14 protein-coding genes are annotated in these 10,777 nt (G+C 40.9%); 12 read left to right on the top strand and 2 right to left on the bottom strand.

Annotation, left to right across the window (positions count from 1 at the left end; translation table 11 throughout):
* The first annotated feature begins 142 nt into the window (after positions 1–142).
* The 10 genes from rplQ to ACIQXR_RS19160 all read left to right on the top strand — a co-directional run bounded on the left by rplQ (position 143) and on the right by ACIQXR_RS19160 (position 7,861).
* Positions 143–505 carry a 50S ribosomal protein L17 gene (rplQ, locus tag ACIQXR_RS19205; protein ID WP_061440393.1) on the top strand — a complete coding sequence of 121 codons (363 nt, stop codon included), beginning with the start codon at positions 143–145 and terminating at the stop codon, positions 503–505.
* A 370-nt stretch (positions 506–875) separates the two neighbouring features.
* The gene (locus tag ACIQXR_RS19200) at positions 876–1,715 is read left to right on the top strand and encodes an energy-coupling factor ABC transporter ATP-binding protein (protein WP_402875672.1); all 840 of its coding nucleotides are present in this window, start codon (positions 876–878) and stop codon (positions 1,713–1,715) included.
* Positions 1,691–2,557 (top strand): energy-coupling factor ABC transporter ATP-binding protein, encoded by an 867-nt coding sequence (locus tag ACIQXR_RS19195; protein ID WP_402875671.1) that lies wholly within the window; start codon positions 1,691–1,693, stop codon positions 2,555–2,557. Before ACIQXR_RS19200 ends, ACIQXR_RS19195 begins: the two co-directional genes overlap by 25 nt.
* Positions 2,557–3,354 carry a cobalt ECF transporter T component CbiQ gene (cbiQ, locus tag ACIQXR_RS19190; RefSeq protein WP_402875670.1) on the top strand — a complete coding sequence of 266 codons (798 nt, stop codon included), beginning with the start codon at positions 2,557–2,559 and terminating at the stop codon, positions 3,352–3,354. Before ACIQXR_RS19195 ends, cbiQ begins: the two co-directional genes overlap by 1 nt.
* A 13-nt stretch (positions 3,355–3,367) precedes the next feature.
* On the top strand, positions 3,368–4,108 hold the full coding sequence (gene truA, locus ACIQXR_RS19185) for a tRNA pseudouridine(38-40) synthase TruA (protein ID WP_402875669.1): 741 nt from the start codon (positions 3,368–3,370) through the stop codon (positions 4,106–4,108).
* A gap of 274 nt (positions 4,109–4,382) precedes the next feature.
* A complete protein-coding gene (gene rplM, locus ACIQXR_RS19180; protein ID WP_034304960.1) occupies positions 4,383–4,820 on the top strand; it encodes a 50S ribosomal protein L13 in 438 nt (145 codons plus the stop codon).
* 20 nt (positions 4,821–4,840) lie between these two features.
* A complete protein-coding gene (rpsI, locus tag ACIQXR_RS19175) occupies positions 4,841–5,233 on the top strand; it encodes a 30S ribosomal protein S9 (RefSeq protein WP_402875668.1) in 393 nt (130 codons plus the stop codon).
* 191 nt (positions 5,234–5,424) lie between these two features.
* Positions 5,425–5,850 (top strand): DUF2521 family protein, encoded by a 426-nt coding sequence (locus ACIQXR_RS19170; RefSeq protein ID WP_402875667.1) that lies wholly within the window; start codon positions 5,425–5,427, stop codon positions 5,848–5,850.
* Positions 5,851–5,940: 90 nt separating this feature from the next.
* Positions 5,941–6,657, top strand: coding sequence for an N-acetylmuramoyl-L-alanine amidase CwlD (cwlD, locus tag ACIQXR_RS19165; RefSeq protein WP_402875666.1), 717 nt, complete (start codon positions 5,941–5,943; stop codon positions 6,655–6,657).
* Between the two features lie 145 nt (positions 6,658–6,802).
* On the top strand, positions 6,803–7,861 hold the full coding sequence (locus ACIQXR_RS19160; RefSeq protein ID WP_402875664.1) for a P-loop NTPase: 1,059 nt from the start codon (positions 6,803–6,805) through the stop codon (positions 7,859–7,861).
* A 46-nt stretch (positions 7,862–7,907) separates the two neighbouring features.
* Here the strand turns inward: ACIQXR_RS19160 and gerD are convergent, their stop codons facing one another.
* Positions 7,908–8,495 carry a spore germination lipoprotein GerD gene (gene gerD / locus ACIQXR_RS19155; RefSeq protein WP_402875662.1) on the bottom strand — a complete coding sequence of 196 codons (588 nt, stop codon included), beginning with the start codon at positions 8,493–8,495 and terminating at the stop codon, positions 7,908–7,910.
* A gap of 140 nt (positions 8,496–8,635) precedes the next feature.
* Here gerD and ACIQXR_RS19150 point away from each other — a divergent pair, with 140 nt between their 5' ends.
* Entirely contained in the window at positions 8,636–9,310 is a 675-nt protein-coding gene (locus ACIQXR_RS19150; protein WP_402875660.1) for a KinB-signaling pathway activation protein, read from the top strand.
* Between the two features lie 90 nt (positions 9,311–9,400).
* Here ACIQXR_RS19150 and pdaB read toward each other — a convergent pair whose 3' ends face one another.
* On the bottom strand, positions 9,401–10,153 hold the full coding sequence (pdaB, locus tag ACIQXR_RS19145) for a polysaccharide deacetylase family sporulation protein PdaB (protein WP_402875658.1): 753 nt from the start codon (positions 10,151–10,153) through the stop codon (positions 9,401–9,403).
* A 134-nt stretch (positions 10,154–10,287) separates the two neighbouring features.
* On the opposite strand from pdaB, the gene ACIQXR_RS19140 reads away from it, so the two are divergent.
* Positions 10,288–10,515: a hypothetical protein gene (locus tag ACIQXR_RS19140; RefSeq protein WP_402875656.1), complete on the top strand. Its 228-nt coding sequence runs from the start codon at positions 10,288–10,290 to the stop codon at positions 10,513–10,515.
* The last annotated feature ends 262 nt before the right edge of the window (positions 10,516–10,777 follow it).

The following is a 10,777-nucleotide window of genomic DNA, read 5'->3' as shown; positions in this document are numbered from 1 at the left end:
CTTGAAGAAGTGAAAGCGAAACTAGAAGAATTAGGCTTAGGTCTTCGTAAAGACGACTGATAACATGGCGGAATCATCCATTATGTTGTGAGCCTTGTACTAGACACACAATATAGAACTTCAACAAAGGAGGGAATCTCTAATGGGTTACAGAAAGTTAGGACGCACTAGCGCACAACGTAAAGCATTACTTCGTGATTTAGCTACGGATCTTATTATCCATGAGCGCATCGAAACTACTGAAGCACGTGCTAAAGAATTACGTTCTGTAGTAGATAAAATGATCACTCTTGGTAAACGTGGTGACTTGCATGCACGCCGTCAAGCTGCATCTTTCATCCGTAACGAAATCGCTGACGCTGAGAAAGGCACTGATGCCCTTCAAAAGCTATTCAGTGACGTTGCTCCACGTTATGAAGAACGTCAAGGCGGATACACTCGTATCATGAAAGTTGGTCCACGCCGCGGTGACGGTGCACCAGTCGTGGTTATTGAATTAGTTTAATAACAACGATGAAAAAGGGCAGGACAAAGGAATATACTCACTTGTTCTTTGCCCTTTTTCTTTTTTTATTTTTAATTCTGTATGTTAGAAATTCGCATTGAGTGTTACGATGGCTGGCGAAACCTTATATAAGGGAGCCTTCACGTCTAGCTCAAGCATCCCTTCCCGCTTTTGATAAGCGATTCAATAAGATAACCTGTTTTTCGTAACAGGACTGCTCTAAGCTGCTCTTAATTTACCGAAAATTCTTTCGGTGGAAGGGGTGCAGCGTTTTTTTATATGTTCAGAAATAAATATAGCTAGTTCATTGATGTTTTTAGTATTGAGCCGAGTTAGTAAGATGAGTGCAGTCGAGGATGAGGAGGGCCACATGAGTAAGAAGCTGGTTTCTTTAAATAATATTATATTCAAATATGAGGGGCAGTCTCGAAACGCCTTAGATGATGTTTCTTTTGATATTTATCAAGGGGAGTGGCTTGCAATTGTTGGTCATAACGGTTCCGGCAAGTCGACTTTAGCGAAATTGTTGAATGGACTTCAGTTCGCCCACTCAGGTGCAATTTTGATTAATGATCAAACATTGACAGAAGAAACAGTTTGGGACGTACGAAAAAAGATTGGTATGGTTTTTCAAAATCCCGATAATCAGTTTGTAGGCACTACAGTTCAGGATGATGTGGCTTTTGGTTTAGAAAACGCCGGTGTTTCTCAGCAGGTTATGGTGGAGCGTGTTCATGGTGCACTAAATAAGGTTAAAATGAATGCCTTTCTTAATCAAGAGCCGCACCATCTATCCGGCGGACAAAAGCAGAGAGTGGCTATAGCCGGTGTTATTGCCTTGCAACCAGATATAATCATTTTAGATGAGGCAACTTCCATGCTTGACCCAAGAGGCCGTGAAGAAGTGCTTGAAACGGTTAGACAATTAAAGCAGGAAAATGAGATTACCGTCATATCCATTACCCATGACCTTGAGGAAGCTGCGAAAGCTGACAGGATGATAGTCATGAATCAAGGCCGGTTATTCCGTGAAGGGACTCCAGAGGACATCTTTAAACTAGAGGATGAATTGATTGCGCTTGGACTGGATATACCTTTTTCGGTGAAACTAAGCAAAGAACTGCAGAAAAATGGCATCCGTGTCGTGAATGGGCATTTGACAGAGGAAGAGTTGGTGAAGGATTTATGCGAATTACACTCGATGATGTAGAGTACCGCTACCAGGTGAATACTCCATTTGAACATTTGGCCCTTCATGATGTCAATATATCGATGGAATCGGGGACGTATACAGCAATCATCGGTCATACGGGTTCAGGTAAATCCACGCTACTGCAGCATCTAAATGCTCTCCTGAAACCGACTAAGGGGCAGGTCATCATTGGTGACCGTACGATAGAAGCTGGAAGAAAAGAAAAGCTTTTGAGACCAATTAGAAAAAAAGTAGGGATAGTCTTTCAGTTTCCCGAACATCAACTTTTTGATGAAACGGTCGAGAAGGATATATGTTTTGGGCCGATGAATTTTGGAGTCTCTGAAGCAGAGGCTAAAGAACTGGCCAAAAAGGCCATCGTTCAGGTAGGCCTTAGTGAAGATATCCTTGATAAGTCTCCTTTCGATTTATCCGGTGGACAAATGCGTCGAGTGGCGATTGCTGGTGTCTTAGCGATGGAACCTGAAGTATTAGTATTAGATGAGCCGACGGCTGGGCTTGACCCGCGTGGTAGGAAAGAAATCATGGATATGTTCTATCAATTGCATAAAGTGAGAGGCTTATCGACTATATTGGTGACCCATAGTATGGAAGATGCCGCTAAGTACGCGGACGATATCATCATTATGCATCAGGGGACCGTTTTTCGGAAAGGAACGCCTCAAGAGATCTTTTCTCAACCGGAACAATTGATTGAGTTGGGATTAGATGTGCCGGACACGGTTCGCTTTCAACTTAAACTTCAGAAAGAGTTGGGTGTTCGCTTTGATCATCCCTGTCTCAACATCGAGGATTTGGCGATAGAAATTGATAAAGCCATGAAACGGGGGAACCGCTGATGCTTGATAAAATGATTATCGGGCGATATGTCCCTGCTGACTCTGTGGTGCATAAAATGGATCCGAGGGCAAAGCTATTGCTGGTGTTCCTTTTTGTCTGCGTGATTTTTTTGGCGAATAATGTAGTTTCTTACGCCCTTCTTGCAGCATTCACAGTATTGCTGATTGCCTTATCCAAGATTCCGCTTCGTTATCTTTATAATGGTTTAAAACCTATTCTATTCTTAATCATCTTCACCTTCCTTCTCCATATCTTTTTTACGAAGGAAGGGGAATTACTCTACGAATTTGGGTGGATAGAGATATACGAAGGTGGTTTAATTCAGGGCTTATTCATATCTGTAAGATTCACGTTATTGATATTGGTTACGTCGCTCCTAACTTTGACAACTACCCCTATCTCCATAACGGATGGAATGGAGGAACTTTTAGGACCTCTTAAGAAGTGGAAAATGCCCGTTCATGAGTTGGCATTGATGATGTCGATTGCCCTTCGGTTTATCCCGACACTTATGGAAGAAACGGACAAGATCATGAAGGCACAAACAGCAAGAGGGGTGGATTTCTCTTCAGGTCCCATTAAGGATCGAGTTAAGTCCATTGTGCCATTACTGGTCCCTTTGTTTGTCAGTTCCTTCAAACGGGCGGAAGAGTTAGCAACTGCCATGGAATCCAGGGGATACCGTGGCGGGGAGGGCCGTACGAAATACCGGCAATTAAATTGGAAAATCAGTGATAGCCTGTTAATGGTATCAATGGCTGTACTTACAGTCATGTTATTCATATTACGTTCATAAGAGGTAAGAGTAAATGCCAAAGTATAAATGTGTAATCGCCTATGATGGTACGGAATTTGCTGGTTATCAGGTACAGCCAGAGAAAAGAACGATTCAACGTGAATTCGAGGCGGTATTAGCCCAAATCCACAAGGGGACAGTTGTCAAGGTGACTGCTTCGGGAAGGACAGATTCAGGGGTTCATGCCAAGGGGCAGGTTCTTCACTTCGATTCGCCTCTTGTCTTTCCTACGGATAATTGGGTGAAGGCATTCAGTGCCCTTCTTCCAGATGATATCATTGTGTTGGAAGTTGAGGTCGTTCCTGATGATTTCCATGCACGATTCCACACAACAGGCAAGGAATACCGGTATATCATTGACCGCTCTACCCTAAGAAATCCATTTCAGCGCAATTACGCCTATCATTACCCTTATCCAATAGATGAGGGTGCAATGACCGAAGCCATTTCGTATTTAGTGGGAACCCATGATTTTACAAGTTTTTGTTCGGCGAAGACGGAAGTGGTGGATAAAGTAAGGACCATTCAGGAGATTGATTTCCAAGAGACTGATGGATTTTTAGTTTTTCGCTTCGTTGGAGAAGGATTCTTGTATAATATGGTTCGTATCTTGGTCGGAACGCTGCTTGAAGTCGGCAGCGGGAAAATAGCACCTCGGGAAATGATAGATATTTTGAACAAAAAGGATCGCAGCTTCGCAGGTAAAACAGCACCCGGACATGGATTGTATTTATGGAAAGTATTTTACAAATAATTTTTTTCGTGCCAAACCAAGTTTTTTACAAGTAATGAAAAGACTTGAATCCGTGAATGGCGCTATGGTTATGGCCTAACGTCATGTAGAATCTTTTCGTGGAGTGATCGATTCTTTTTTTAAGACAACTTATCCTAGTGTAACATTCGCTTGACAATGAAACTGGGAGAAGTTAATATAATATGGTATGTATTTTAATCCCACGATAAGCCCCGGAAGTTTATTGTGATTGAAAATAAATATAAAAAATTAAAAGTTTTTTAGGAGGTTAACCATGCGTACGACATTTATGGCGAAAGCTAATGAAGTAGAACGTAAATGGTATGTGATTGACGCTGAAGGCAAAACTTTAGGTCGCCTTTCTACTGAAGTAGCATCCATCTTACGTGGTAAACATAAACCAACTTTTACACCGAACATCGACACTGGTGATCATGTAATCTTAATCAATGTAGAAAAAATCCACTTGACTGGTAAAAAATTGACTGACAAAATTTATTACCGTCACACTATGCACCCAGGCGGTCTTAAAACTAGAACTGCTCTTGAGATGCGTACAAACTACCCTGAGAGAATGCTTGAACTTGCTATCAAAGGTATGCTTCCAAAGAATTCTCTTGGTCGTCAAATCTACAAAAAATTACACGTATACGCTGGAGCTGAGCACCCACACGCTGCTCAACAACCAGAAGTTTACGAATTACGCGGATAATTACTAAGGAGGTTACTATCTTGGCACAAGTTCAATATTATGGTACTGGTCGCCGTAAGAGCTCAGTAGCTCGTGTACGTTTAGTACCAGGCGAAGGTCGCATCGTTATCAACGGTCGTGACATTAATGAATATATTCCTTTCGCAGCATTACGTGAAGTTGTAAACCAACCACTAGTTGCTACAGAAACTACTGGAAATTACGACGTTCTTGTAAACGTTAGCGGTGGTGGATACACTGGACAAGCTGGAGCAATCCGTCACGGTATCGCTCGTGCATTGCTTCATGTAGACCCAGAATTCCGTCCAGCTCTTAAAACTGCTGGATTACTAACACGTGACCCACGTATGAAAGAACGTAAAAAATACGGTCTTAAAGGCGCACGTCGTGCACCTCAGTTCTCAAAACGTTAATCGTTTGGAACTTCAAAAAGCTCCAGCCACTCTTATGTGGCTGGAGCTTTTTTTGTTATCTTGCCGACTAAGGATTACTCTCATTAAATATTTCCAAAGGAATCAATGAATCGTTCAGGGTGTTACGTCAAAAACTAATGGCATCATGGGAAATAATTTGGGAAATGGGGTCTGACCCCGGAGGTGAATGGATGAGTGTGGTTATAGGTTTGCAGGAGATGCAACGAGAACGGCAGTTGAAGTTTGAACGTAGGTTACTTAGGGAGCTATCAATCGAGGATATGAGGGGGAGGATAAAACGGTACTTTGGAGAGGAATACCAGGACGTTCTGGAAGAGGGGTATTTTGATGTGGCTATAGAGGCGTATTTATTAGGGGCAAACTATAGCAAGTTTGGGTATTATGGAGAGTCGGAAGATGATGTGAGGGCTCGGTGCAGAAGGGAAGAAAAGTTTTTGATCGATACTCTCTTCAATTTTATACTATATTGGCGTGAAGTCACGGTAAGCAATGCTATTGATGAAGGGGTATTTTATTGCTGTGAAGGGTTTGTAGGAGAATGGTGGAAGGATGGGTTTAAGACGGGTGAAAAGCGTTATAAGATGAAGCTTCATTAAGCTGAAGGAGATCCCTGAAAAGTATCAGTTCTTTTTCCGTGGGTTGTCCCATATTTTATAGATAAAGGGACTTGTGGGAGGAGAACGGTGATGCGTAGAAAACTGAAATATACAGGGATCTCTATCGGATTGTTTGTCCTTTTTTTGATTGTGACTTTCAAATTCGTTGAAGATGATTCTTGGGAGTCTTGGAACCTTCCGTTGACGGGTAAGGTCATCATTCTGGATGCGGGTCATGGGGGGATGGACGGAGGGGCGAATGTTCAGGATGTAATGGAAAAAGAAATTGCGCTTTCGGTTACGCTAAAGGTAAGGGACTATTTGCAGGAACAAGGTGCCCTTGTTATGTTGACACGGGAAAAAGATGTGGATTTGGCAACGGAAGATACACAAGGGATCCGTAAACGAAAACAGGAAGATCTCAGGAACCGGGTTGAAATGATCAATGATTCGGAAGCGGACTTATTTTTAACCATCCACCTGAACGCATTTCCATCTGCCTCCTCAAAAGGGGCTCAAACTTTTTATACAAACCGGTTCGAGGAAAATAAACAGGTGGCCAAGTTTATCCAGACCGAAATTATAAGAAACTTAGAAAATACAACACGGGATGCAAAAACGATCAACCATGTATATTTGATGAATTATGCCAAGAAACCTGGGGCGTTGGTGGAGATTGGGTTCCTCTCTAATACCGAGGAGCGCGAAAGGTTAATGAGTGACAAATACCAAGAGAAGATTGCAAGTTCGATATATATGGGTATTCTGCGGTATTTCACTGAGGAGAAGCTATCGGAACCGGATTGACACCTTTTAAGGTCTTGGTGGGTGTACAAGGCCTTTTTGTTATGGTGAAAAAGGGTTAACCCCCTGGTGCAGATAATAAGCTTTATTTCCGGATTATGTTATACTACAATTGGGAAAAGAAAACGAATACAAAGGGGTGCTCGACTTGTTAACTGAAGAGAAAGTACTAAATTTATTAAAGGATCTTAAGGACCCTTTTCTACATAAAAGCCTTGAAGAAACAAATGGAATTTTAGAAATAAAAATAAAGCCTGAGAAAAGTCATGTGAGCGTTAAGCTTGCTATCGCAAAGACAGGAACTGCCGAGCAAATGGAAATGCAAACAGAAGTTGTCGGTCTCTTGAAAGGGAACGGGGCGGATTCGGTAGGAATACGTTTCGCAGAACTATCGGAAGAAGAATTGGCTAAACATCGTGACAGTATGCCTGAGGAAGAGAAAGACTTAGGGTTACTTGGACCAAATAACAAAACACAATTCATCGCCATCGCAAGTGGTAAAGGTGGAGTGGGTAAATCCACGATTTCGGTTAACTTAGCCACATCCCTTGCTCGTCTTGGTAAAAAGGTTGGACTGGTTGATGCTGATATATATGGGTTCAGTGTACCGGATATGATGGGGATCACAAAAAGACCCGTCGTACGCGGGGAGAGAATCATCCCTGTCGAGCGTTTTGGCGTTCAGGTTATTTCGATGGGCTTCTTTGTGGAAGATAACGCGCCTATTATATGGAGAGGGCCAATGCTCGGAAAAATGTTAAACAGTTTCTTTAATGAAGTGGAATGGGGCGAATTGGACTATTTGGTACTGGATTTACCACCTGGTACAGGAGATGTCGCATTAGATGTTCATACGATGCTTCCTTCATGTAAAGAAATCATCGTCACAACTCCACATCCGACTGCGGCTTTTGTGGCAGCAAGGGCAGGAGCCATGGCCATTAAAACCGAACATGAGGTTATCGGTGTAATCGAAAATATGTCTTATTTCGAAAGCAAGACCACTGGTGAGAAGGAATTCGTATTTGGTAAAGGTGGAGGGGCGAAGCTTGCAGAAGAACTTCGTACAGAGGTCTTAGGACAACTACCTCTTCAACAACCAGATTGGAATGAAGAAGATTTCGCACCTTCTATATATGCGGCTGACCATAGATTAGGCAAGATTTATGAAGATATTGCGAATAAAGTCATTGAAAAATTGAAATAAAAATAAAGGCTACTTCCCATTGTATTTGGAAGTAGCCTTTATTTTTTTATTCCTTTGACTTATCCTCGGTTTTGGATTTCTCCGCCTTTTCTGTAGCCTTAGTAGCGGCCTTGTCTAAGCTTTCTTGCATTTTAGCTTGAACGAGAGGGCTTTCCATCGTCTCGATGATCGTCTTCTTATATACGGCTCTCATTTCTTTCGTTTTCAGTAACTTGTTCATTTCTTTTTCTAAATCGGGTTCTTGTAAGACCTCTATTAGCATTCCTCGATACTGTGGGTCTTTCATCAAGTCTTTTAATAGCCTTTTGTGTTCTTCTTTTAGAGCTTTGGCATAGGCTGCGGTGAATTCAGGATCTTTAAAGGCCTTTTTCCAGAACTCCTTTCCTTTATCAGAGGTAACAGTCTCTTCAATGGATTTTTTTATGATATCCGAGTTCATAATAAGTTCAGTTTTTGTTTTATCATCAGCAATGGTATCCTGGATGGCTTTTTTTCCCTCATCTGTTTTCAAGATATCGACGACCATCTTCTTTGTTTCCTCATAATCCATTTTTCCTTCACTCGTTCCATTCTGCGAACAGCCCGTACAAAAGAACAAGAATGAAGCAAGGAACAAAGTAAACCCCATTTTCATACGTAGAGCCCCCCTCTTTAATCTTCCATACTGTTAATATGGTTTCTTTGCAGGATATTATCCATTGGTATAATAAGTGGATTTTTCCAAATATGGTTGGTACAATTAATGAAAGAAATAGAAATGTATGGAGGGAAATGATGAACAGCCGTAATTTAGTTCGATTGTTTATGACAACATTACTTATAGGTGGAGTAACGGGAGGAGTTGTGGGATTTATAGCCCGGTGGAGTGAGTTTGAATCCTATTTCACATCGTTAGAAATTACATCCATACTTTCAACGTTTGTTTGGTTGTTTGGAGTGGGATTGATTTTCAGTGTAATAAGCCAAGCTGGCTTTTTTGCTTATTTAACGATACATCGTTTCGGTCTGGGAATTTTTAAAAGTGTGTACTTGTGGAATGCGGTGCAAATTGTACTGATTATCTTTGTTTTATTTGATTTAGTCTATTTACGGTATATTAAGTTTGAATCCGGTGAGGGGCTTGGCTCATATATCTCATCAGCTGTGGTAGTACTGTTGATCGGGTTGGTGACGGCCTACTTTAAAATGAAGCAAACGAATAGACAAGCTTTTATTCCTGCATTGTTCTTCATGGTGGTGGCGACAGTATTGGAGTGGGTGCCAGTCTTAAGGACCAATGATGACGGATGGCTCTATTTTATGTTGTTTCCCCTGCTTGTCTGTAATGCCTATCAATTAATGATTTTAAACAAATTGATCAATCAATCCCAAAAGGAGTTGGCAGGCAAAAAAGCGAGGATGCAAGTCCCTAAGAAGAATTTTAATACTGATGGAATAGGAGGTAAGTAAAATCGCTGAAAGCGGAGATGCTTGCCGACATAAAAAAACCTGACTATCCTATGGTCAGGTTTTTTATGTTCTTAAATTGTGCTTAGTCGATTACTTAATTTCCTCACTTCTTGCTGAAGAATTAGAAATCATCTCTGAAACATTAACGAAGTTCAGGTCTTTTGCACGAAGTTCCTTTATTAAATCAGGCAATGCCTTATTCGTTTGTTTTGCAGAATCCGAGGCATGCAATAAGATGATATCCCCTTTATGGGCTTTGTTAACATTTTGGACGATCTGTTCAACGCCTGGATTGGTCCAATCTTTTGAATCTATGCTCCAATGGACCACGGTATAACCGAAATTCTCACTGATTTTAAGAAGTCGCTTATCGAAGTGACCGGTGGGCGCACGTAAAAGCTCGATATTTTTAACATTTAGCTTTTTGAATACTTCCTGCGCTTTGGAAATATCCCGGATGATTTCCTGATCTTTGAGATCGGAGTAATCTTTATAGTCATAACCTAGGATTCCTATTTCATATCCTTCTTTTTCAATGGTGGCTACCATGTCTGGGTGGCGCTCAGCCCAAGAACCTGAAAGAAAAAAGGTGGCCGATTTAATTTTTTCCCTCTTTAACGTTTCTAATATAGGAGCGGCTTTCTCATCCCCCCAGCCAATATTGAATGTGATAGCAATATTCTTATCCCCTTTATAAACGGCTTTTGGCCCATCCTCTGTAGAGAAAACTGGGGCATGTATGATATTTTGCACGAAAAGAAACCAAGCGGTGAATAAAGCCGTAAGTATAATTAACGAATACTGTTTAATGTTTTTTGCCTGAAGCACCATGAAGAATTTCATTCACCCATCCCCTTGTCCAAATGCTCTTGTCACATATTTATGCGCGCATTGTAGAGATATGCAAAAAAATATAATATGAAACTTTATATAAACGGGGAGAGTGGGGAAAGATGGTTTGTGGAGGTGTTAGATATATGCTGGGTCTTCTAATCAATGAAAAGGAAAAGGAGGAATTGATGTATCTCCTTAAAAGAGAGATGGATGAAATTTTATTCGATTTACAGGATGGGAGGATTGACCATGTAGTGAAAAGGGCTATCAATGAGAAGTATAAGATCCTATTCAATCTGTTTAAAAGAATGGGGACGGAAAGAGAATGTCTAGCGTATGTGAGAGAAAAACAAAACACAGAAAAAAATTAAGAATAATATTTTGAAAATCTATTGACTATTAATTTATTCGCTGGTATATTATAAAAGTTGCTGCAAGACATTAGCTTTTAAAAAGAGTTTAAAAAACTTTTTAAAAAAAGTTATTGACGAAACAGTAATAACATGATAAGATATTAAAGTCGCTGAAACAGAGTGACACAAATTGCTCTTTGAAAACTGAACAAAACAAAGCGCCAACGTAAATTTTGAGTGAGCACACACTATAAAAAAGCAAAATGAGCAAGTCAAACAT

This window comes from Peribacillus sp. NPDC097224 (assembly GCF_044761985.1).
Taxonomy (GTDB): domain Bacteria; phylum Bacillota; class Bacilli; order Bacillales; family DSM-1321; genus Peribacillus.
This window is presented reverse-complemented; position numbering and strand designations above follow the sequence as displayed.